The organism is Rhodococcus sp. 06-462-5, from assembly GCF_002258315.1.
Lineage (GTDB): Bacteria > Actinomycetota > Actinomycetes > Mycobacteriales > Mycobacteriaceae > Rhodococcoides.
Genome location: NZ_NOYD01000008.1, coordinates 79831 through 102400, shown reverse-complemented (window position 1 = coordinate 102400; position 22570 = coordinate 79831). Strand labels below are relative to the sequence as shown.

At 65.7% G+C, this 22570-nt stretch carries 22 protein-coding genes; 11 read left to right on the top strand and 11 right to left on the bottom strand.

Annotated features, from left to right (window positions below; all coding sequences use genetic code 11):
- Nucleotides 1–10: 10 nt before the first annotated feature.
- The gene (locus tag CH251_RS04645) at nucleotides 11–1372 is read right to left on the bottom strand and encodes a neutral zinc metallopeptidase (RefSeq protein WP_094612053.1); all 1362 of its coding nucleotides are present in this window, start codon (nucleotides 1370–1372) and stop codon (nucleotides 11–13) included.
- A 151-nt stretch (nucleotides 1373–1523) separates the two neighbouring features.
- Here CH251_RS04645 and CH251_RS04640 point away from each other — a divergent pair, with 151 nt between their 5' ends.
- From CH251_RS04640 to CH251_RS04630, 3 genes are all read left to right on the top strand, one after another.
- Entirely contained in the window at nucleotides 1524–2255 is a 732-nt protein-coding gene (locus CH251_RS04640; RefSeq protein ID WP_094612052.1) for an LpqN/LpqT family lipoprotein, read from the top strand.
- Nucleotides 2256–2317: 62 nt separating this feature from the next.
- Entirely contained in the window at nucleotides 2318–2629 is a 312-nt protein-coding gene (locus CH251_RS04635; RefSeq protein ID WP_094612051.1) for a hypothetical protein, read from the top strand.
- 47 nt (nucleotides 2630–2676) lie between these two features.
- Nucleotides 2677–3579: a polysaccharide deacetylase family protein gene (locus CH251_RS04630; RefSeq protein WP_094612152.1), complete on the top strand. Its 903-nt coding sequence runs from the start codon at nucleotides 2677–2679 to the stop codon at nucleotides 3577–3579.
- Nucleotides 3580–3799: 220 nt separating this feature from the next.
- Here CH251_RS04630 and CH251_RS27790 read toward each other — a convergent pair whose 3' ends face one another.
- Nucleotides 3800–5671 (bottom strand): HNH endonuclease signature motif containing protein, encoded by a 1872-nt coding sequence (locus tag CH251_RS27790; protein ID WP_256978822.1) that lies wholly within the window; start codon nucleotides 5669–5671, stop codon nucleotides 3800–3802.
- A gap of 37 nt (nucleotides 5672–5708) precedes the next feature.
- Nucleotides 5709–7517: a multicopper oxidase family protein gene (locus CH251_RS04615; RefSeq protein ID WP_094612050.1), complete on the bottom strand. Its 1809-nt coding sequence runs from the start codon at nucleotides 7515–7517 to the stop codon at nucleotides 5709–5711.
- A gap of 116 nt (nucleotides 7518–7633) precedes the next feature.
- Between CH251_RS04615 and CH251_RS04610 the strand changes: the two genes are divergently transcribed.
- Complete coding sequence (locus CH251_RS04610; protein ID WP_094612049.1) at nucleotides 7634–8704, top strand: ABC transporter ATP-binding protein; 1071 nt, start codon at nucleotides 7634–7636, stop codon at nucleotides 8702–8704.
- A 51-nt stretch (nucleotides 8705–8755) separates the two neighbouring features.
- Here CH251_RS04610 and CH251_RS04605 read toward each other — a convergent pair whose 3' ends face one another.
- Together CH251_RS04605 and CH251_RS04600 are read right to left on the bottom strand one after the other, a co-directional pair.
- Entirely contained in the window at nucleotides 8756–9778 is a 1023-nt protein-coding gene (locus tag CH251_RS04605) for an aspartate-semialdehyde dehydrogenase (RefSeq protein WP_094612048.1), read from the bottom strand.
- A 3-nt stretch (nucleotides 9779–9781) separates the two neighbouring features.
- A complete protein-coding gene (locus CH251_RS04600) occupies nucleotides 9782–11047 on the bottom strand; it encodes an aspartate kinase (RefSeq protein WP_032395287.1) in 1266 nt (421 codons plus the stop codon).
- Nucleotides 11048–11196: 149 nt separating this feature from the next.
- On the opposite strand from CH251_RS04600, the gene CH251_RS04595 reads away from it, so the two are divergent.
- Together CH251_RS04595 and leuA are read left to right on the top strand one after the other, a co-directional pair.
- Nucleotides 11197–12873: an FUSC family protein gene (locus CH251_RS04595; protein WP_143544962.1), complete on the top strand. Its 1677-nt coding sequence runs from the start codon at nucleotides 11197–11199 to the stop codon at nucleotides 12871–12873.
- Nucleotides 12874–13024: 151 nt separating this feature from the next.
- Nucleotides 13025–14836, top strand: a complete 1812-nt coding sequence (gene leuA / locus CH251_RS04590) for a 2-isopropylmalate synthase (RefSeq protein ID WP_094612046.1) — start codon at nucleotides 13025–13027, stop codon at nucleotides 14834–14836.
- Nucleotides 14837–14899: 63 nt separating this feature from the next.
- Here the strand turns inward: leuA and CH251_RS27375 are convergent, their stop codons facing one another.
- Nucleotides 14900–15076, bottom strand: a complete 177-nt coding sequence (locus CH251_RS27375; protein ID WP_179273606.1) for a hypothetical protein — start codon at nucleotides 15074–15076, stop codon at nucleotides 14900–14902.
- 150 nt (nucleotides 15077–15226) lie between these two features.
- Between CH251_RS27375 and CH251_RS04585 the strand changes: the two genes are divergently transcribed.
- The gene (locus CH251_RS04585; protein ID WP_094612045.1) at nucleotides 15227–15604 is read left to right on the top strand and encodes an SHOCT domain-containing protein; all 378 of its coding nucleotides are present in this window, start codon (nucleotides 15227–15229) and stop codon (nucleotides 15602–15604) included.
- On the opposite strand, the gene CH251_RS04580 is transcribed toward CH251_RS04585, so the two are convergent.
- Nucleotides 15573–16484 carry a LysR family transcriptional regulator gene (locus CH251_RS04580; RefSeq protein ID WP_094612044.1) on the bottom strand — a complete coding sequence of 304 codons (912 nt, stop codon included), beginning with the start codon at nucleotides 16482–16484 and terminating at the stop codon, nucleotides 15573–15575. The two genes, CH251_RS04585 and CH251_RS04580, sit on opposite strands and share 32 nt — an antisense overlap.
- Nucleotides 16485–16556: 72 nt before the next feature.
- Between CH251_RS04580 and CH251_RS04575 the strand changes: the two genes are divergently transcribed.
- The 3 genes from CH251_RS04575 to CH251_RS04565 all read left to right on the top strand — a co-directional run bounded on the left by CH251_RS04575 (nucleotide 16557) and on the right by CH251_RS04565 (nucleotide 19565).
- Nucleotides 16557–17453: an EamA family transporter gene (locus CH251_RS04575; protein WP_094612043.1), complete on the top strand. Its 897-nt coding sequence runs from the start codon at nucleotides 16557–16559 to the stop codon at nucleotides 17451–17453.
- A 152-nt stretch (nucleotides 17454–17605) separates the two neighbouring features.
- On the top strand, nucleotides 17606–18868 hold the full coding sequence (locus tag CH251_RS04570) for a Mur ligase family protein (RefSeq protein WP_094612150.1): 1263 nt from the start codon (nucleotides 17606–17608) through the stop codon (nucleotides 18866–18868).
- Complete coding sequence (locus CH251_RS04565) at nucleotides 18861–19565, top strand: type 1 glutamine amidotransferase (protein WP_094612042.1); 705 nt, start codon at nucleotides 18861–18863, stop codon at nucleotides 19563–19565. The genes CH251_RS04570 and CH251_RS04565 overlap by 8 nt, the downstream gene beginning before the upstream one ends.
- 65 nt (nucleotides 19566–19630) lie before the next feature.
- Here CH251_RS04565 and recR read toward each other — a convergent pair whose 3' ends face one another.
- The 3 genes from recR to CH251_RS04550 all read right to left on the bottom strand — a co-directional run bounded on the left by recR (nucleotide 19631) and on the right by CH251_RS04550 (nucleotide 21219).
- On the bottom strand, nucleotides 19631–20239 hold the full coding sequence (gene recR / locus CH251_RS04560; protein ID WP_032379989.1) for a recombination mediator RecR: 609 nt from the start codon (nucleotides 20237–20239) through the stop codon (nucleotides 19631–19633).
- Between the two features lie 3 nt (nucleotides 20240–20242).
- Entirely contained in the window at nucleotides 20243–20554 is a 312-nt protein-coding gene (locus CH251_RS04555) for a YbaB/EbfC family nucleoid-associated protein (protein WP_217901741.1), read from the bottom strand.
- A gap of 233 nt (nucleotides 20555–20787) precedes the next feature.
- Nucleotides 20788–21219, bottom strand: coding sequence for a cytidine deaminase (locus tag CH251_RS04550; protein WP_094612041.1), 432 nt, complete (start codon nucleotides 21217–21219; stop codon nucleotides 20788–20790).
- Nucleotides 21220–21282: 63 nt separating this feature from the next.
- On the opposite strand from CH251_RS04550, the gene CH251_RS04545 reads away from it, so the two are divergent.
- Nucleotides 21283–21933: a hypothetical protein gene (locus CH251_RS04545; RefSeq protein WP_256978813.1), complete on the top strand. Its 651-nt coding sequence runs from the start codon at nucleotides 21283–21285 to the stop codon at nucleotides 21931–21933.
- Here CH251_RS04545 and CH251_RS04540 read toward each other — a convergent pair.
- Nucleotides 21930–22364 carry an SRPBCC family protein gene (locus CH251_RS04540; RefSeq protein WP_094612040.1) on the bottom strand — a complete coding sequence of 145 codons (435 nt, stop codon included), beginning with the start codon at nucleotides 22362–22364 and terminating at the stop codon, nucleotides 21930–21932. The genes CH251_RS04545 and CH251_RS04540 overlap by 4 nt on opposite strands.
- Nucleotides 22365–22570: the final 206 nt, after the last annotated feature.

Sequence of the window (22570 nt, the reverse complement as noted above, 5' to 3'; positions counted from 1 at the left end):
GGCCGAGGCCTCAGATGCATGCCTGAGCGCCGTCCATCACCCCGTGCCGAAACGCCTCGACCCGCAGGAAGCCACTCCCCTGACGCGACTCGTCACCCTCGCCACGGAAGAGCAGCAACGCCGCGATGGCCTCGTCCAGGTCGCCCGGAGACAGCGTGTATCCGCTGGTAGGGCGGTTCTGCAGGAGGACGCTGGCCGCCCAACTCCCGGCGAGGCAGTCGCCCTGCAACGAGGTGTCCTGGTTGTCGGCGTCGATCCCGGCATGTGCCATCCCCGCCAGCCCGTACTGCGTCGCGATCAGCGCCGCGACGGCGAAATCCCCACCTTGCTCGTAGAACCGCGGCATCGCGTCGACCGCATCGAATCCCACGTAGTCGTCGGGCACGCAGTAGAACAGCACGTAACCGGTCGCCGACTGCCCGCCGCAATCCGGCGCATCGGAGGGATCGAACGCGACGACGGGCTTCAGTGGCTCCCACGGCCGGCCCGTCAATTCGGGAAAGAGCAGACTCCAATAGTTCTCGAGATCCTTCGGAACGCCGTCGATGATCTGCGCAAACGGCGCGTCACCCCCGCGGTCGGCGTCGGATTGGCTGGTGAACGGCAACTGCAGGACGGCAGGCGAACCGTCGACGTAGGGCTTGCACTCCATCGGCCCACCGTCGAACCCGGTCTGAAAGGAACTCACGCGGTCGAAGCCACTGCCGTGCGCGGAGTCGCTCTCGGCCGAACTGCCCGGCTCATCACGTAGATACAGGAAACCGGCCAGGGCACTGTCGAGTTCGGCCTGGGACGGATCGAACACGGTGCCGTCGGACACTGCATGAGCTGCCCACGCGCCAGCGAAGCAGTCCGCCTGAATCTCGGAGGTCACGGTCATGCCGTCGAAGTTCACGCGCGCCTGGATCGCGTGCCCCCATTCGTGCGCCATCACGACAGGAATCACGAAGTCGCCGAACCGATCCCGAAGATCGGGGAGCAAACCCTCACTGTCCCAGGCCACTACATCGGCACCGGGGCAGTAGAAGGCGTTGCCCGCGATATCTCCGGGTGACGACGCGCACGGCGGCAATTCTCCCGACGACGGCACCACCGCGTAGAAGCCACCGCTGACGGGCGAGTAGTCGGTGCCGTAGACAGCGGGAAATTGCTCGGTCCAATACGACTGCAGATCCTCGATCGCCGCGGCGGCGATCTCGTTCACCGGATCGGACGCATCTCCCACGATCCCGTCCGTTGCGGGCGCGTCGGCGGCGACCGCCTGCAGTGTCGATTCCGTTGTGCTGCCATCGGATTGCGCTGGAGTGCCGCATGCGGACAATGCCAACGCGACTGTCCCGACCACCGCGAACGTCTTCACTGCTGACCTCATGACTGCAGACGCTAACCAGCGAGGATTGGAAATCGATTGGAAGGTGGTGCGCCATCTTCCAATCCATTTCCAATGTCGCGGTTCTACGATCCGGTCGGTTCAACCCCTGCTGTGGCCTGAATTCTGTATCCGAACGAACGAAAGAGGACCGATGACACTCTCTACTATTGGTGTTCGTGGGGCCGCATGCGCAGCCGTGGTGATTCTCGCGTTCACCGCCGCCGGATGCAGCGGTGACTCCGACACAGCGACGGCCACCACCCCGGCGGCGGCCGCAACGACGACGACCGAGGCCGCCGCGACCACGACGGTCAAGAAGCTGGCACCGGCCACCACCACCGAGGCACCCACCGGGCCCAACCCCACCATCGCCGACTACATCGTCGACGCGGGCCTGACCGAAATCCCCGTCACCCGTGACGATCCCACCGCGCCCACCATCGACCTGGCCATCCCGGACGGCTGGGTGGACGCGGCCGAGCAGACCCCCGACTGGGCCTACGGCGCAATCATCTACCCCGAGGTCGCCGCCGACGAGCGCACGCCGAGCATGATCGCCATCGTCTCCAAACTCGAAGGCGACGTCGATCCGCAGGCCATCATCGACTACGCCCCAGGCGAATTGATGAACCTGCCCGATTTCACCCCGTCCGGTGAGGGTGCCGTGTCGACGCTGTCGGGCTTCCCGGCGTACCAGATAGCCGGCACCTACACGGACGAGGAGACGGGAGAGGAACTGGTATCGGCGCAGAAGACGACGATCATCACCGGGCAGGACGGCTACTACATCCTGCAGATCAATGTCGACGGCAGCATCGACCAATTCGACTTGCTGGTCGACGCCACCACTCAGGTGGACGAGCAGACCGTCATCACGCCGTAGTCCGTCGCCGAGCACGGTGATCGGGGGGCCGACCCTCCGATCACCGTGAGACAGGTCTGCCCATGTCGATATCACCGCCGAGTACTGTCTCCCCACTGAGCATCGGACCCGACGAGCCGTACTCGGAGCCGAAGCGCTTTCTCCGCAAACTGAATCCGCTGCGGTGGCTCGCGCTCGCCGACGGCATCCCGGTGGGGCTGAAGAACCTGGCGCAGCTCGGACTACTGATCGTATGGCCCGTCTGGTTCGTGTGGGTGCTGATCCGTGCGGTGTGCTTCTTCGCTTTCTGGCTGCTGCTCTCCCCCGTCCGCTCGCATCAGAAGAAAACCCACCCCGTGGACTTCGCCCGAGCGCAAGCACGGCGGCTTCCCTGACGCCGATCCGCGGTTTGCGCCGACGTGCCGTGGGCAATTCTGCTGCCATGCCCCTCGCCTCTCATGGTCGCTTCGACTACTCCCCCATCGGCGATCGTCCAAAGTTCGACTGGCCGCGCGGTGCGCGCCTCGCGGTGTACGTGGCCGTCAACTGCGAGCATTTTCCGTACGACGACGGCGAACCCGGCCTCGGATACACGCCCGCGATGGATCAGCCGAATACCTACAACTGGGGCTGGCGTGAGTACGGCAACCGCGTCGGCGGCTTCCGGATCGCAGAAGCGATGCAGCAGATCGGGATTCGACCGACACTGCTCGTCAACACCGAAGTGTACGAGCATGCCCCGCAGCTGATCGACGCCTTCCGTGCCCTCGACGCCGAGGTCGTCGCGCACGGCCGAACGAACGCCGTGCAACCGAACGATCAGGACGAAGACGACGAACGACGCTCGATAGACGAGGTCACCTCCGCCATCGAGCGCCACGAAGGCTCCCCGCCTCGGGGTTGGATGAGCCCCGGTGCCAACCCCAGCCGAGTGACCGAAGACCTTCTCGCCGAACGCGGCTACGAGTACACGTTGGATTGGCCCATCGACGATCAGCCGGTGTGGCTCGACACCCGGAGCGGCCCACTACTCAGCGTTCCGTATCCCCATGAGATCAACGATCTGCCGGTGTTCGTTCACCATCACCAGACCGCAGCGACGTTCGAGCGCAACATAATCGACAGTTTCGACGAGCTGAAGGAGAACTCGACGCACCAACCTGTGGTGCTCGCGATCTCACTGCACACCTTCCTCACCGGACAGCCCTACCGACTTCGACGGTTCCGCGCGGCGCTGAAACACATGACCGACAACAGCGACGGCGTCTGGTTCACCACTCCGGGCGAGATTGCGTCGCACTACCGAGAACAGGTGCCCCCGGCCCCCGCTCGTGACGACCGGTGACCGACGACCGACGCCTCCGTAGTCGACTGCTCCAGCCGCAGGGGCCGGGGCCGCGCACCGCCACAACGCCGACAGAGTCACGACGTTGCCCGGTCAGCGGGCAGCTTGCAGCGGGCTGGGCGGTCGAACGCAGAGCGACCCTGACATTAGGTCGCGTGTCGAGTAGAAGCGATGCCCCGGCGGCCCGAAATTCGTCGACGAATCCACAGCTGACCGCCGGTCAGGCTGCTCGCTGTTTTCGTCGGTGGTAGCTGGGGATGGGTTGTCGTGTGGGGTCGATGGATTCGGGTGGGATGGCGTAGGGGTGTCCGTCGTCGCCCATGAACAGTTGCCACTCGCCGTGGTGGACGAGGCGGTGGCATTCTCCGCAGACCAGGGCGAGGTTGTTCAGGTCGGTGGGGCCGCCGTGCTCCCAGAACTTCACGTGGTGGGCTTGGCACCACTGTGCGGGTCGGCCGCACATCACGCAGCATCGGTCGCGGATGGTCAGGGCGATGCGTTGGTCGTCGGTGGCGAGTCGGGTGGTGCGGCCGAGCGCGAGCGGAACGCCGTGGTGGTCGACGATGACCGGGGTGAGGTCGGCGTCGCAGGTGAGAAGTTCGGCGAGGGAGCGGCTCATCGGCCCTGTCCAGTCGAAGTGGAACGGCCACTCGGCATCGCCCGGCTCGGGAACGGACTTCCCTCCGGCATCGACACGACCGGCAGCATCACTACCGTCAGTGCTGCGACCACCGACAGGATCGTCGTGAGAGTCACCGGTTCGTGAAGTGTCGCCGGCACCAGAACTCCCGCCGGCGCGTTGACCGCAGCCGGTGGCCCGATCGAGACCGGCGTCGGTATCACCCTCTCGTGAGTTGCCGTCGGCATCAGCACTGCTCCCGCCGGCGCGGTGGCCGCGGTCAACACCACGATCAGGACCGGCGTCAGTAGCACTGGTTCCTGAACTGTCGCCGGCAGCACTCTTGTTGACTCGGTGACCGCTGTCAGCACCACCACCGGGACCGGCGTCGGCAGCGCTGTTTCGTGAGTTGCCGTGGGCACCAAAACTCTCACCGGCGCGGTGACCGCCGCCAGCACCGGCGCGGTGTGTTGTCGAAGCCGTTGGTGCGCTGGTGGTTTGCTTGTTTCCGCGGTCAGTGAGCAGGTCTCGCAGCGGAACGATCAGGTGCACCGACGCCCGCGACCCGCCCGCCGCACCGCGGCTGCCACCGCGCAGGTGCCGGTCGAGAATCCGATCGAGTGCATCGGCCCGGCGTTTCGACGGACTCCGCGGGTCACGTTCCCCACCCGGGCCCGGGTGCGGTGCGGTCAAAGTCGACAACACGGTGAGCAGCTTCTCGGCGAGGAGCCGGTCGACGTCGCCACCGATCTGGAAGCGGCCACTGGCCAGCCGGTGAACATCGAACCGGTTCAGGCCCGGGTTCTCCGACACCGGTACCGGCGGCGGACCCGACGGAACAGGCTCGGGCCCAGCAGGTTCGGGCCCACCCGAACCACCGGCATCACCGGAGCCACCGGCATCACCGGAGCCACCGGAACCACCGGCATCGGCTCGGCCCGCCTGCTCTTGCTCGCGCTCTCGTTCCTGCTCCCGGCGTTTCTTCTCGGCCTGCTCGTGCCGCGATCTGGCGTCCTCTGCCGCAGAATGCGCGAGTGCCTGGGCACGGGAGCTGACCTGCCCGGCGGTGCCGCGAATCGCGTGCTCGAGCAGTTCCGCGACGACAGCGTCGCGGCGCTGCTCGTCGAGGGTGGGGTCGGCGACCACCACGGTGGCGTAGCCGTCGGCGATCGCCGACGCGTGCGCGGCATGGATCTCACCACCGGCGAGGGCGTCGAGCACGATCGGCCACTGGGTGAGCCATTGCCCGAGTTCCACCTGACGGGCAGCGGATCCGTCGGTGATGCGCACCGACCTCGCATACCAGCGGGTGACCGTCGAATGCCCGAGCTTCATCGCCAGACCACGCCGCTCGACCTCCGCCAGCATCGCGTATCTGGCTGCAGCGACGGCACTTTCGTGGGAGGACACCTCAGCGAGCGCGGACACCAATTCCTGGTCCCCGAGCCCGAACACATCCCCCCATGTCTTCACCCCACGAAAGCTATACCCACCCACCGACAGGTTCGGATCACGGAGCGACGGTGCGGTACCGCAGCATCATTTCGTGGTCCTCGTGATCGAGCATGTGGCAGTGCCACATGTAACCCTGCAACTCACTCGACCCACCCATGTCGTGCCCGGCGTGCTCACCGCCGTGGTGCGCGGCCGGTCCCGCGAAGGTGGCGTCGGGGTCGAAGCCGAGTTCGTCGGCCGTCGGGAATCGGACGAGGATCTGTGTGACGGTGCCCGGGTACGTGTTGACGGTATCTTTCCACCCGGCTTCCCATGTGGCCGGCGGCACGGACGGTCCGGTGAGGAACTTCTCCACCGGCGGAGCCCATCTGGTGCCGAATGCCGGCCTGGGGAAGTCGCGTTGGTACGCGGCGAGGTCGATGGGGATCCGCCCCAGTGTCCGAAAGTGCGCCAGGTGCAGGTGAATCGGGTGCGGCTCGACCGTCGTGTTGACGATGTTCCACATCTCCACGGTGCCTTGCTTGGGCATCTCGATGTCCGGGTCCGAGTACCGCAGGTTGTTCAGGTTCATCAGCGTCATATCGAGGTTCAGCCCACCGGAGGGCTGGTTCACGGTGACGGTGCGGGTGAAGGTAGGTGTCGGCAACGCGGGCAACAGATCCGGTTGCCCCTTTCCTCCGCGCAGCAGTGTCGGCATCCCTCCCCGGAATCCGGCTGCGGACGCGACGCGGAACTGGCAGAACATCGGCATCGGCACTGCGCCGAGCGATGCGGCCTGCGCCGGCGGCGGCTCGTCGTTGAGCAACTCGACCAAAGCCCCTGCTTCGACAGCCCCGAAGTCGACCAGGATGTCGGCGCGTTCGGCGGGTGCGAGTCGGATGCTGGTGGTTTCCACCGGCGCGTCGAGCAATCCGCCGTCGTTGCCGATGACCCAGAAGCGTAAGCGGTTGGTGAAGAACAGGTTCCACACGCTGTACGACCCGGCGTTGACCACGCGCAGGCGGTACATGCCGCGGGCGACTTCCATCGTCGGCCAGATCTTGCCGTTGACGACGCCCACGTCTCCCGTGCCGCCACCCTCCCATTTACCCTGCGGCACAGTGATGTTGGAGCGGATACTCATGCTGCCGTCGGGGTTCATGATCTTTTCCTGCAGCACCAGCGGCAGCTCGAACTCACCCGAGGGCAGACCCAGCGTGTTGTCGGAAGTGCCGGTATCCCACCGATCACGGACGAGGTTCATGCCGAGCAGACCTGCATAGACGTTGATGCGCGTCATCGACATGGCGTGGTCGTGGTACCAGAGTCCGGCAGCGTCGTTGAGTCCCGGGAAGTTGTGCGTCATCGACTCGCCCGGGCGCACCAGCATCTCGGAGTGCCCGTCGCTCGCCGGCTCGGTGATGCTGCCGTGCAGGTGCAGCGACGTCGGCGTCATCGTGCGGTCCATCTCGCTCATCCCGTGCAGCGAGGTGTCGATGTCGGCGGCGAGCGGGTTACCGGCGGTGGTGTTGGAGTACTTCAGCGTCCAGGGTTGGCCGGTCTGCGACTCGATGGTGGGTCCGAGGTAGTCGCACTCGCCGTACCCGAAGGTGGGCGCGGGGCGTAGATCGGCGTGGAACACGTGGGTGGAGCTGTGCGCGTCGAGCGAGATCTCCGTGCCGCCGATCAACGGCAACCGCGGCAGTTCGTCCCGGAACGGCGTCAGCGGCGGTGAATGGAACAGCAGGGGGCTCTGGCCGCGGAGGAAGTCGTCGGCCATCGCGCGGCGCGTCGTCGACGCCACCGGGAGTGCTGCGGCACCAGCGGCTACGGCGGCGACGGCGAGCCCACGCAGGGCGGTTCGTCTGGACACAGAGCCGCTCACCCGGCCACCTCTCTCCTTGTTGTGATTGGGGCCATACTATGTGCCCGTCGGCTCCCGCCGTCACCCCACACTCGGATCGTCCGGCACGTTCCTGCCGGTGGAGGGATCTATTTGTCATGGCAACGATTACTTTCGAGCGTACGACCAGGCTTTTTCCCGGCTCCGACGCCCCCGCGGTGAACGAGCTCGACCTGCACATCGAGGACGGTGAGTTCCTCGTCCTGGTCGGCCCCTCGGGCTGCGGCAAGTCGACGTCGCTCCGGATGCTCGCGGGGCTCGAAGAGGTCAATTCCGGTCGCATCCTCATCGGCGGCAAGGACGTCACCCATTCCGAACCCAAGGATCGCGACATCGCGATGGTGTTCCAGAACTACGCGCTGTACCCGCACATGACCGTCGCCGAGAACATGGGGTTCGCCCTCAAGCTGGCGAAGGCGAACAAGGACGACATTCGCACTCGCGTCGAGGAGGCAGCGAAACTGCTCGACTTGGAGCCGTACCTGGACCGCAAGCCCAAGGCCCTCTCCGGCGGGCAGCGGCAGCGAGTTGCCATGGGCCGCGCCATAGTTCGCCAACCCCAGGTGTTCCTGATGGACGAGCCTCTGTCCAACCTCGACGCCAAACTTCGGGTGCAGACGCGCACGCAGATCGCTCAGCTGCAGCGCAGGCTCGGCACGACGACCGTCTACGTCACTCACGATCAGGTCGAGGCCATGACGATGGGTGATCGGGTGGCGGTGCTCAAAGGTGGTGTGCTGCAACAGTGCGCCACCCCGCGCGAGCTGTACCGCACCCCGGTCAATGCGTTCGTCGCCGGGTTCATGGGCTCACCGTCGATGAACTTGTTCCGCGCTCCGGTCACCGACGGCGGCGTCCGCCTGGCCGATCAGGTCATTCCGGTTCCCCGGCAGACTCTCGGGTCCGCGACGGAGGTGATGTTCGGTATTCGGCCCGAGCACATCGAGATTGCCGGCAGCGGAATCGCTCTGGAGATCGATGTGGTCGAGGAACTCGGATCGGAGGCGTTCGTGTTCGGCCGCGCAGACATCAACGGCCGCACCGAGACGATCGTCGCGCGAGCCGATTGGCGCAGCCCGCCCGAGAAGGGTGACCGCGTGCACGTCCGCATCGACGACGCTCACGCGCATATCTTCGACGCGTCGGCCGAGGGCCTGCGGCTCAACTGATGCCCGCTCGTGCGCGTTGTGCACCCCCAAGAGGTGCACAACGCGCACCAGCTACACCAGCAGTTCGGCGATCTGAATCGTGTTGAGCGCCGCGCCCTTACGGAGGTTGTCGCCCGAGACGAACAGTGCCAGTCCGCGGCCCTCGGGAACGCCCGGGTCCTGACGGATGCGGCCGACCAACGAATCGTCCGCGCCTGCGGCTTGCAGAGGCGTCGGCACGTCTACGAGCGTGACGCCCGGTGCCGATGCGAGCAGTTCACGAGCACGCTCCACCGAGAGCGGGCTGGCGAACTCGGCGTTGATCGACAGCGAGTGGCCGGTGAACACGGGCACGCGCACGCAGGTGCCGCTGACCAGCAGGTCGGGCAGGCCGAGGATCTTGCGCGATTCGTTGCGCAGTTTCTGGTCCTCGTCGGTTTCGCCGGATCCGTCGTCCACCAACGCACCGGCCAGCGGCAGGACGTTGAAGGCGATCGGCGCGACGTACTTGTTCGGGGCCGGGAAATCGACCGACGAACCGTCGTGCACCAGCTTTTCGACGTCGCCGATGACGGCGCGCGCCTGGGTGGCGAGCTCCTCGACACCGGCGAGTCCGCTACCGGAGACGGCCTGGTAGCTCGAGACGATCAGACGCTGCAGGCCTGCCTCGTCGTGCAGCACCTTGAGCACCGGCATCGCGGCCATGGTGGTGCAGTTGGGGTTGGCGATGATGCCGCGGGGCGGGTTCTTCGCTGCCTCGGGGTTGACCTCGCTGACCACCAACGGCACATCGGAGTCCTTGCGGAACGCCGACGAGTTGTCGATGACGGTGGCGCCTGCCGCGGCGAAGCGCGGTGCCTGCTCGCGCGAGAGCGTGGCACCGGCCGAGAACAGTGCGATGTCGATTCCGGTGAGGTCGGCGGTGGACGCGTCCTCGACGACGATCTCCTCGCCGCGGAACGGCAGCTTCTTGCCGGCCGAGCGAGCGGAGGCGAAGAATCGAACGGTGTCGGCCGGAAAGTTGCGCTCCTCCAACAGGGTTCGCATCACAGCACCGACCTGGCCGGTGGCTCCTACGACTGCAACAGTGGTCATCTTCTATCGTCCTGTTCCTGCGTGTACGACGGCTTCTTCGTCGCCACCGAGATCGAAGGCGGCGTGCAGCGCGCGTACTGCTTCGTCGAGCTGAGTGTCGCTGCACAGCACCGAGATACGGATCTCCGAGGTGCTGATCAGGTCGATGTTGATGCCGGCGTCGGCGAGGGCCTCACAGAACGTCGCGGTGACGCCGGGGTGGCTCTTCATGCCGGCACCGACGAGGGAAACCTTGCCGATGTGATCGTCGTAGAGCACCTGTGCGAAGCCGATCTCGGCCTGCAGCTTGGTGAGCTTCTCCACTGCCGTCGGGCCGTCGGCCTTGGGGCAGGTGAAGGTGATGTCGGTCTTGCCGGTGTCGATCTTGGACACGTTCTGCAACACCATGTCGATGTTGATCTCCGAATCCGCCACGGCGCGAAACACCTTGGCGGCGTAACCGGGGGTGTCGGGCAGGCCGACGACGGTGACCTTCGCCTCGCTGCGATCGTGTGCGACGCCGGTGAGAATTGCTTCTTCCACTGGAATGTCCTCCATAGATCCGGAGACGATCGTTCCGGGTTTCGTGGTGTACGACGAGCGCACGTGAACGGGAACGTTGTAGCGACGGGCATATTCGACGCAGCGCAGCATGAGCACCTTGGCACCACAGGCCGCCATCTCCAGCATCTCCTCGAACGAGACGGTGTCGAGGTGCCGGGCGTTGGGCACGATGCGCGGGTCCGCGGTGAAGATGCCGTCGACGTCGGTGTAGATCTCGCAGACGTCGGCGTTCAGTGCCGCGGCGAGGGCTACGGCGGTGGTGTCCGAACCACCGCGACCGAGCGTGGTGACGTCCTTGCTGTCCTGGCTGACGCCCTGGAATCCGGCGACGAGCACGATCGAGCCCTCGTCGAGAGCGCTGCGCACGCGGCCGGGGGTGACGTCGATGATCTTGGCGTTGCCGTGCACGCTGGTGGTGACGACGCCTGCCTGGGAGCCGGTGAACGACCGGGCCTCGGCACCGAGCGAGTGGATGGCCATCGCTACCAACGCGTTGGAGATGCGTTCACCCGAGGTGAGCAGCATGTCCATCTCGCGAGCCGGCGGGGCCGGGCACACCTGCTGGGCCAGGTCGAGTAGTTCGTCGGTTGTGTCGCCCATGGCCGACACGACCACGACGACGTCGTTGCCTGCCTTCTTGGTCTCGACGATTCGTTCAGCGACGCGTCGGATGCGTTCGGCGGTCCCCACCGACGATCCACCGTACTTCTGGACGATGAGAGCCACGCGTGTTTACCTCCGCTGGATAGCCGACAATCGGGCGATTGTTCCGGGGTAACCCTACCGATCCGGCACCCCGAGCGGTGGCCCGGGTAGCTCCGAGCTGGGACTTTAGGGCGGCTCGCCTGCGGATACGCCTGTCCTAACATGGTCGGGTGACACTTCCCGAGCATCGCCCGCCGCCACCCCCGCAAGGTCTGCGGGTGCTCTACGGGCTCCCCGCCGTCGGCCGTCGTTGGCCGGGTGGACTGCGCTCGGCTCTGGCGTTCGGTGTCCCCGCGATCGCGGCGTGGGTTCTCGGGTTCCACACCGAGGCCCTGCTGGTGGTCTCGGGCAGCTTCGCCGTCATCTACGGCGAGGGCCGTCCTTATCGTTCGCGATGGTGGGTGGTCCTGACTGCCGGCGGCGCACTGGTGGCCTCGGTGTGGCTCGGGGCGACGGCCGGGCAGATGGCGCTCGATCTCGGCAGTACCGGATGGGCGCAGATGATTCCGGTGACCCTGCTCTCGCTCCTCGCTCTCGTCGCGGTCTACGTCATCGCCGCGCTGCGACTGGGACCGCCGGGAGCGTTCTTCTTCGTGCTGGTGTGCGCGGTGTCGTCGTACATTCCCGGAGCCGGCGTCAGCGCCGCTCATGGTGCGGTGTGTGCGGCTGTCGGCGTCGCGTCGGCGCTGGTGGTGTCGATGTCCGGGGTGCTGTGGGATCCACGAGGACCTGAGCGCGAGGCCGTCGGAGCCGCGGTGGGCGCGATCGAGAAGTACACGAGTTCGCCGACGGCGTCTGCCGCCGACCGTCATGCGGCGGCCGCGCGTCTGCACGCAGCCTGGGCCGCCGTGTACGACGCGGGTGCCGCACGGTCGTCATCGAGGCCGGTGCTGGTTCAGAGATTGTTCGACGCGCACCGGGCCTTTGCGGCGACGACCGCCGTGCGGGCGGATCCGGATCGGGCGGTCGATTTCGTATCCGATCAGCTGCCGCTGGCTCGGCCCAGCGTCGGATATCGATTGCGGCGCTCGCTGCACCGTGATTCCCATGCGATGTCGACCGCCGTTCGGGTGTTCTGCGCGGCAGCGGCGGCGGGCGGGATCAGCGTCGCGCTGGATCTGAGCCGGCCGGACTGGGCGATTCTCGGTGCCGTCCTGGTGCTGCAGCAGGGTCCCGATCGGGTGCACGGCACCTACCGTGGACTGCAGCGGCTCGGCGGAACCCTTGCCGGCGTTGCCCTGTTCTCGGCCATCTATCTCTCGCCGCTCACCGGCCTGGCCGTCATCGTGGTGTTGATGGTGCTGCAGTTCGCGATCGAGGTGTCGGTCGCGCGGAACTACGGATTGGCCGTCACGTTCATCACCCCGCTCGCTCTCTTGATGGGCACGTTGACGCATCCCGGGGCTGTGCTCGAGGACATCGTCGTCGACCGAATCGTGGAGACGACGGTGGGCGTGGCTTTCGCATTCGCGGCGCTGTGGCTGCTGCTGCCCGGAGCATTTCGACGCACATTGCTGTGGTCCGACGGCCGAGTTCTGACTCTCGGCGCGCATCTGCTGACGGTGTTGCGGACCGAGGACGTGGCCGCGCCGACAGCTCTCGCCGTACGGCGCGACGTCCAGTTCGAGCTCGTCGGGTCCGCGTTGGCCGGGGCCGAGGCTGCACACAACGATCGAGGGTGGACGCATCGGGTCTGGTCGCAGCATGTCGAGGTCGATCGCCTCGGATACGAACTCCTCGCGCACTGCTGGACGATGCCCGACGTCGGACGAATGGATGACATCGAGCAGTGGCAACGTCGACTCGACGCGGTCGTTACAGAATTCGACGCGTCAACCCTGGGGTAGGCCATCGGTTGGCGGTAGTACACTCAGCCCATGCTGCGAGCTCTCCTTCTTAACAGCCGCGACGGGGTCTGAGACCAGACTGGCTTCCCGTCGCGGGGTTCGTTGCGCCGGTCGAACACATTGCTCTGATCTGTACGGAGAGACGAAGACCATGTCACCAGCCGACGCATTCACCTCGGGATCGCGCACCATCACCCCGCCTTCGCGGCCCGCGCCCAGCGACCAGCCCGCTTGGAACACCCAGAAGAACTCCTCGATGCCCACCTTCCGTTATCGGCCGTTCGCCGAGGAAGTGGAGCCCATCACCCTCCCCGACCGCACGTGGCCGGACAAGATCATCGACCGGACGCCGCAGTGGTGCGCAGTGGATCTGCGTGACGGCAACCAGGCGCTGATCGATCCGATGAGCCCGGCCCGTAAGCGGCGCATGTTCGACCTGCTGGTCCGTATGGGCTACAAGCAGATCGAGGTCGGGTTTCCGTCCGCCAGTCAGACCGACTTCGATTTCGTCCGCGAGATCATCGAGGACGGCGCGATCCCCGACGACGTCACCATCCAGGTGCTGACGCAGTGCCGTCCCGAACTGATCGAGCGCACCTTCGTTGCGTGCGAGGGTGCCCGCAGCGTCATCGTGCACTTCTACAACTCGACGTCCATCCTGCAGCGCCGGGTGGTGTTCCGGGCCGAGCGTGACGTCATCAAGAAGATCGCCACCGACGGTGCCCGCAAGGTCCTCGAAGAAGCAGCCAAGTTCCCCGATACCGACTGGCGCTACGAGTACTCCCCCGAGTCCTACACCGGCACCGAGCTCGCCTACGCCAAAGAGGTGTGCGACGCGGTCACCGCGATCATCGATCCCACCCCCGACAAGCCCCTGATTCTGAATCTGCCGGCCACCGTCGAGATGGCGACACCCAACGTCTACGCCGACTCGATCGAGTGGATGAGCCGCAACCTCGACCGCCGCGACAGCATCGTGCTGTCACTGCACCCGCACAACGACCGCGGAACCGGTGTTGCCGCAGCAGAACTCGGCTACCAGGCCGGTGCAGACCGCATCGAGGGATGTCTGTTCGGCAACGGCGAGCGCACCGGCAACGTTTGCCTGGTCACGCTCGGGTTGAACCTGTTCACCCGCGGAGTCGATCCGCAGATCGACTTCTCCAACATCGACGAAGTGCGCCGAACGGTGGAGTACTGCAACCAACTTCCCGTCGCCGAGCGACATCCCTACGGCGGCGACCTGGTCTACACCGCCTTCTCCGGCAGCCACCAGGACGCCATCAACAAGGGCCTGGACGCGATGAAAGTCACTGCGGACGAACAGGGTTCGGACATCGGGGACGTCACCTGGCAGGTCCCGTACCTGCCCGTCGATCCCAAGGACGTCGGTCGCACCTACGAGGCCGTCATTCGCGTCAACTCGCAGTCCGGCAAGGGCGGCGTCGCGTACATCATGAAGTCCGATCACGGGCTGAACCTGCCGCGCCGCCTGCAGATCGAGTTCTCGCAGGCCGTCCAGCGCATCACCGACGGTGAGGGCGGCGAGGTCTCGCCCAAGGAGATGTGGGACGTCTTCGCCGAGGAGTACCTGACCCCGATCCGCCCGCTCGAGCGCATCAAGCAGTCGGTCCAGGCTGCGGAGGTCGACGGCGGAACCGACACGATCGTCGCAACCGTGAAGGTCGACGGCGTGGAGCAGGAGATCTCCGGATCCGGCAACGGTCCGCTCGCGTCGTTCGTCGACGCACTGTCCACCATCGGCTACGACGTCAGCGTCCTCGACTACTCCGAGCACGCCATGTCGGCAGGCGACGACGCTCAGGCCGCGGCCTACGTCGAGGCCTCGGTGACCTCGCCGTCCGGTGTGGCCACCACCGTCTGGGGCGTCGGGATCGCGACCTCGATCACCACCGCGTCACTGCGCGCTGTGGTCTCGGCCGTGAACCGCGCGCTGAAGTAAATCCTCTGCTCGACGAGAAGCCGCCCATTCCTTGCGAATGGGCGGCTTTTCCTGTGTCGGGCACTATTCGGTGGATGCGGCGTCGGGAGCCCTGCGCTCGTAGAACCACCACAGGAGGGTGAACACCGCTCCGGCAACTACCGCGCCTATCAGGGATTTCCAGACCGCTCTGTCGTCGAAGAGGACGAACAAAGCGAACATCAGAACGGTGAACAGACCACTGCGCACCAATATCGCCATCACAACTCCCCTGGTTCTCGCCGTTCAGGATCGTTACCCAGGCTAACTCAATGCTGCGGCGAGCGAAAGTGTTCAACCCGCGTCCAGCCGACACTCTGCATGGGACAATAGCTCTGCTGTCGGGGCACCTTGAGGGAATGGAAGTTCGCCATGGACTCTTTCTGGGATTTTCTTTGGCTTCTCATCGTCGGATTCGCGTTCGTTGCGTACCTGATGGTGATGTTCTCGATCATCGGAGACCTCTTCCGAGACCACAAGACGTCCGGGGTCGTCAAGGCCCTGTGGGTGTTCTTTCTGATCGTTGCGCCGTTCCTGACCGCGTTGGTTTATCTGATCGTGAACGGCAGCAACATGACCAAGCGTCAAGTTGCCGCCCTGCAGCATGCCAAGGACCAGCAGGAGAGCTACATCAAGGAAGTGGCCGGGCGGTCGGCATCGGAGGAGATCGCCCACGCAAAGGTGTTGCTGGACAACGGAACCATCGACCAAGACGAGTTCAGGACGCTGAAGGCCAAAGCCCTGTCCTGAACGTCGCTTCCGCCCTGAACGCGTCGAGCACTGCCGCGATCGCCGGGAGTCGATGGGCGTCGGGACGCGTCGCGAGTTCGTAGATGCGGCCCGCACGCACACCGGACAGCTCTCGACGCACCAAACCCGGATGAACGACGGCATATCGCGGCATCAACGCAACGCCGTGCCCTGCCGCCACCAACACCTCGGTGACGCGGAAGTCGTTCACTCGCTGCATCACTCGCGGTTCGACGCCGGTGGCGGCGGCCACCGAGAGCAGCACGTCGTCGACCGGGAATCCGCCGCGAACACTGATCCACCGCTCGTCGACCAGGTCCCGAAGGTCTATCGATTCATGTTGCGCCAGAGCATGATCGGGCGGTAACACAAGATCGATGGGCTCGCGCATCAGGGTCGTCACCTCGATGCGCGGGCCCGCAGTCGACGGTGCCCGGTCGTCGCGGTGCGTGAGCACCACGTCGTAATCCGCCAACAATTCGGGCACCGAGGACGCGGGCAGGTCCTCGTCACGGGCGTCGATATCGACGTCCGAGTTCGCCATCCGCGTCAGTAGCCCGGGCAGCAGCAGCGCGGCACCGGACGGAAACAGCGCGACTCGGACGCGTCCCCGCGGGGACGCCCGGTATCGATCCATCTCTGCGGTGGCGCGGGCGAGGGCGGCGAGCACCTCGTCGGTTCTGAGCACCAAGGCGCGCCCCGCGTCCGTGAGTCGAAGGCGGCGGCCGTCGGGTTCGAGGAGCGTCACCCCCGCCTCGCGAGCCAGCAACTTGAGCTGCTGGGACACTGCCGACGGCGTCATCGACAGGGCTTCGGCGACGGCGGCGACGGTCCCGCGGTCGGCCAGTTCCCCGAGGATCCTGAGCCGCTCCACATTCATACAGAAAATCTTAACTGTTGCTGCGGATATATTCGATTGTGCTGATCATTCGCTGCCGTCACGATTGACGGCATGACCACTCGCGACCGCCTGCTCGGTTTGACCGTCGCCGTGCTGTGGGGGCTCAACTTCCTCGCCATCCGCGTCGGGCTCGATCACTTTCCACCCTTCTTCTTCGCCGCGCTGCGATTCCTGGTCATCGCCATCCCCGTCGTGTTGTTCGTGCCGCGACCGAAGGTGCCGCTGAAGTGGCTGCTGCTCTACGGATTCGGATTCGGATTTCTGCAGTTCGCCTTCCTGTTCGCGGCCATGGCGGCCGGTATGCCCACGGGACTGGCATCGCTCGTGCTGCAGTCGTCCGCGCCGTTCACTGTCGTTCTCGGCGCCATCCTGCTGCGCGAACACGTCAGCCGCAGGCAAGCAATCGGTATCGCGATCGCCGTGATCGGCATGGTGCTGATCGGATGGGACCGCGCCCAGAGCGCCACCCTGCTCCCGGTGATCCTCACCCTGCTCGCCGGCCTCGGCTGGGCGTTCGGCAACCTGGGAAACCGCCTCGCCAAGTCCGACTCTCCGATGACACTGATGCTGTGGATGACCGTCGTCCCGCCGATCCCGATGCTGGCGCTGTCGGCGATGGTCGAGGGTCCGAGCACGGGCTGGGAAGCGCTGGCAGCCTCGTTCGGTCCGCAGGGCTGGCCCGGCCTGGTCGCATTGGCCTACATAGTGATTCCGGCCACGATCGTCGGCAGCGGCCTGTGGAGCATCCTGATGAGCCGTAACCCCGCCGGACTGGTTGCACCGTTCTCGCTGCTGGTTCCCGTCGTCGGCATCGCCGGTGCCTGGATCTTCCTGGGCGAGGACCCCTCGGTGCTCGCGCTGATCGGTGGCGTCGTCGTCATCGGGGGATGCCTCGGCGGTATGGCCGTCCGGCGGCCCGTCGAAGTGTTGGAGAAAGCTCCGGTGTGAGGGGCAGGAGTGGAGCCCGCGGAACGACCCAGGGTTAGCAGGAGTGGAGCCCGCGGAACGACCCAGGGTTAGCAGGAGTGGAGCCCGCGGAACGACCCGGGGGAGCGACCGCCGACGTGAAACTGTGCGCTCTTCTGTGCCAGACTCGGCGGATGGTTGAAGTGGGTGAGCGCAGGCGTATCGGCGCACGTGGCCGCGTGGCTCTGCGCGCGGCGGAGCTGGCGACCTGGGCGTCCCGCAAAGCGGGCCGCGGTAAGGGATCGATGATCGGCGGACTCGTCGCGCTCAAGATAGACCCGGACATCCTCGGCGGACTCGGCCGCGGTCGACGCACCGTCATCGTCACCGGCACCAACGGCAAGTCCACCACCACCAGAATGACGGCTGCGGCGCTGGCCACTCTCGGTGACGTGGCCACCCAGGCCGACGGCGCGAACATGGACGCCGGCATCGTCGCCGCACTGCACGCCAACTTCGACGCCGAGCTGGCTGCTCTCGAGGTCGACGAACTGCACGTCCCGCATGTGTCCGACGCCGTCGATCCCGCTGCCATCGTGTTGCTCAATCTCAGTCGCGATCAGCTCGACCGCGTGGGCGAGATCAACATGATCGAACGCAAGCTGCGCGCCGGCCTCGCCCGACACCCCGAGACCGTTGTCATCGCCAACTGCGACGACGTCCTCGTCACCTCTGCCGCCTTCGACGCACCGAACGTCGTCTGGGTCGCGGCGGGTGGTGGATGGGCAGGCGACTCGGTCAGCTGCCCGCGCACCGGCGAACCCATCGTGTGGGACGGCGAGCACTGGTACAGCACCGGTAGTGACTTCAAGCGTCCGACGCCGGACTGGTGGCTCGACGACGAAAATCTCTACGGCCCCGGCGGCCTCGTGCTGCCGATGACGTTGTCGCTGCCCGGAAAAGCCAACCGCGGCAATGCAGCTCAGGCCGTCGCCGCCGCAGTGACGCTGGGAGCGAGCGCGGAAGATGCCGTCGCGGCCGCGTCGAGCGTCGACGAGGTGGCCGGACGCTACTCCACCGTTCAGTACGGATCGCATTCCGTCCGAATGCTTCTCGCGAAGAATCCCGCCGGTTGGCAGGAAGCTCTGTCGATGATCGATCCCACCTGCGACGGGCTCGTCATCGCAGTCAACGGTCAGGTACCGGACGGCGAAGACCTCTCGTGGCTGTGGGACGTCCGCTTCGAGCACTTCGAGAACGTCGCCGTTGTGGCCGCCGGTGAGCGCGCAACCGACCTCGGAGTGCGGCTGCTCTACGCCGGTTCGCAGCACACCACCATCGCAGATCCGTTGCAGGCCATCGCGTCCTGCCCGCCGGGACGCGTCGAAGTGCTCGCCAACTACACCGCGTTCCGAGATCTCGGGCGAGCGCTGGCACGTGAGGTGAAAGATGTCTGAGTCCACCGTTCGCATCGGCCTCGTCCTGCCCGACGTGATGGGCACGTACGGCGACAACGGCAACGCGCTCATTCTGCGACAGCGACTGCGGATGCGAGACATCGACGCCGAGGTCGTGCAGATCACCCTCAGCGATCCGGTTCCCGATTCACTCGACGTGTACACCCTTGGCGGAGCAGAGGATTCGGCTCAACGCCTCGCGACCCGTCACCTCACCCGATACCCGGGACTGCAGAACGCGGCCGCCCGCGGGGTGCCGGTGCTCGCTATCTGCGCCGCCATCCAGGTCCTCGGCCACTGGTACGAAACCTCCGCCGGTGAACGCGTCGACGGCATCTCTCTGTTCGACGTGACCACCGCGCCGCAGGCCACCAGGTCCATCGGTGAAGTCGTCACCGAACCCGCACTCGACGGCCTCACCCAGAAGCTCACCGGCTTCGAGAACCACCGCGGTGGAACAACTCTCGGACTGGACGCATCACCCTTGGCCAAGGTCACCCACGGCGTGGGCAACGGCGTCGGCGACGGACGCGAAGGCGTCGTACAGGGCTCTGTGATCGGCACCTACATGCACGGGCCGGTTCTCGCCCGAAACCCGGAGTTGGCGGACTATCTGCTCGAACGTGCGTTGGGCACCACTCTCGCTCCCCTCGAGTTGCCCGAGGTTGCGCAACTCCGCAAGGAGCGGCTCCGATAGTGCCTGCGGCAGTGGTGCGGTTAAGTGCCCTGGGCGGCACCCAACCGCACCACTTCCGTGGGCACTCACATTCGTCGACGTCCGGTCAGAGCGCGGCCCAGCGTCAGTTCGTCGGCAAATTCGAGGTCTCCGCCCATGGGCAGGCCGGAGGCGAGGCGGGTAATAGCCAGGCCGGGGAAGTCTCGCATCATGCGCACCAGGTACGTGGCCGTTGCTTCGCCCTCGGTGTTGGGGTCGGTGGCGATGATGACCTCGGTGACGTCGACACCGTCGTCCTGAGTTCCCACGCGCGTCAACAACTCTCGGATGCGGAGCTGGTCCGGCCCCACTCCGTTCAGTGGGTCGAGCGCTCCGCCGAGTACGTGGTAGCGGCCCTTGAACTCTCGTGTACGTTCCACGGCCTGAACATCTTTGGGCTCTTCGACGACGCAGATCATAGATCTGTCTCGACGCGAATCGGCACAGATCCGGCACAGTTCCTTGTCCGAGACCGTGCCGCAGACGATGCAGAACTGAACGCCGTCGCGAATACGCTGCAACGCGCGCATGAGCCGATCCACCTCGGGAGGCTCGACGCCGAGGAGATGAAAAGCTATGCGCTGAGCGCTCTTCGGACCGACCCCGGGAAACTTGCCGAGTTCGTCGATCAGATCCTGAACCGGACCTTCGTACACCGCCTAGAACCCGGGCAGGCCGGGCATGCCACCGAGACCACCAGCGAGGGGGCCCATCTTCTCGCTCGCGACGGCCTGAGCCGCGCGAGACGCATCGGCGATAGCGCCGATCACGAGATCCTGGAGGGTCTCGATGTCTTCGGGGTCGACGACCTTGGGGTCGATGGTCAGACCGACCACCTCACCGGTTCCCTTGACGGTGGCAACGACGAGCCCGCCGCCCGCCTGGCCGGTCACTTCGGTTTCCGCGATCTCGGCCTGCGCCGCCATCAACTGCTGCTGCATCTGCTGGGCCTGCTGCAGGATCGATGCCATATCGGGCTGTTCACCGGGTTGCACTGTGCCGTCCTCTCGCGTTGGTTCGAAGCGCACACCAGCGTAGCCGCACCTTGGATCGCTGTGATTCACTGCGCGTCGAATCGACGTACCGACCTGAGTGTCCACAATTTCGCGGCAGACACGGGATCGCGCCTGCGGTGACGAATAGTGGACACTCAGCGCAGTGCCTTCCGGTGAGTCGCACGAAGGTTCGCCCTCGGCAACGAGGATCAGCGTTGCTCCGCGCGATGGTCGTATCCGGCGGGGAGTAGTTCGCCCGCGAGAACGCTGACGAGGCCGTCGGGCGAATCGATGATGACGCGCATCCGGGGGTAGAGGTCGGCGAAGATCTGACGGTCCTTGCCGCACGGGCTCTTCACCCCGCGGCCGTGGTGGCCGACGGCCACGATGAGAGTCGGCTCGGTCGCGCCGGCCGCCCGGGCCGCTGCGAGCGCGACGGTTTCCGCGCACGGGCCACCGGTGAAGTGATAGAGATTCACCCCGGCGAAAGTGCGGCCGTCCGCCACTCTCACCGCGGCACCCATCGTGTGGATTCCGTCCTCACCAGGGCCTGCATCGGTCGCCGAGTCGATCGTTTGCCTGGCCAGTTCGACCAGCGTCCGATGCTCGTCGGTCACAGGTAGTGCGGAAGGAAAGGACACGCCGCGATTCTAGAACCCCGCGTTTGAGTATTCGTCACTACTGAGCGCACGTAGTCTTGCGGCATGGATCATTCGGCGAGTCACTCTCCGCGCAAGCGTCGGGTGACTCCCCAGACGATGGCCGAGGCCGGTATCGCGCTGACGCTGCCGAAGGTATCTGTGAAGTCGGTTGCCGAGAGCCTGGGCGTCTCGATCGTCGCGATCTACAACAACATCGACGATCTCTGCGCCCTCAAGGCGCTCGTGGCGGAGGAGATTCTACGCAGGTGGTCCCCACCGCTTCCCGCTGACGACGAATCGATGCACGACGCGTTGCTGACACTGGCCTCCGCGATGCGGGCGTTGGTTCATTCAAACCCCGGGATCGCCGAGTATCTGATCGGCCTGACTCCCAGCTCGATCGATGCCCTTCGTATGGCCGACGCCGTCCAGACGCGTTACCGGCTGTGCTACGACCTCACCCCCAAGCAGGCGACGTGGGCTGTCATCACCGTCGTCGAGCACGCTCTGGCCTTGGCGGAGATGGTCTACAACGATGCCCGACGCGATCGTGAGTACGACGACGCGATCGCGGCGCGCACCGACCTCGACACCCTGCCGGGGGCCTACGACACGATCGACCGCGGACCCGACGGGATGTTTCTGTGGTCGATGCGCACCGTGGTGGTCGGGACCATGGAGCTCATCCAGGCCCCTGACTTCGAACAGGCTTAGATCAACTCGCGACGCAGATTCTCCAGCGTCGCGGCCTGGATCTTCTTCAGTCCGAGAGGCGCGAACGTCTTCTCGAAGAATCCGCCGATTCCGCCTGCGCCCTTCCATTCCGTCGTCGTGGTGACCGTGGTGCCTGCGCCGTCCGGGGCGACCGACCAGGTGGTGACCATGGAGGAATTGGCGTCGCGTTCGGTGATGGTGGATCCGGCGACGGTGACGGTCGCAGCGACGTTGCGTACTCGCTTCTCGGTGGCCTGCAAGGTCCACTTGGCCACGGTTCCGTCTCCTTGCCCGCCCTGGACCACCTCGTAGTCGCGGTACTGCTCGGGCAGGATGCGTGGGCGCACCGTCTCGTAGTCGGCGAGCGCGGCGAGCACCCGATCCGGTGTGGCAGCGATGGTGGCGGAACTGGATGCACTGACCTGAGCCACGAAGACGTACTCCTTCTCTAGCGGACGGGATGTGTATCCATCCTGCCTCCCCCCGGGACCACGTTCGGCATCGCCTCGACGCATGTGTGATGCGCTTCACAAGACAATTCTCGCCTTCGCAAACCACATGCATGACCCAACCATTTGTCCGATTTACTCCGATTCCTCACCCGGATTCGGCAACAGTTGCGTGAAGTTTCACCGGT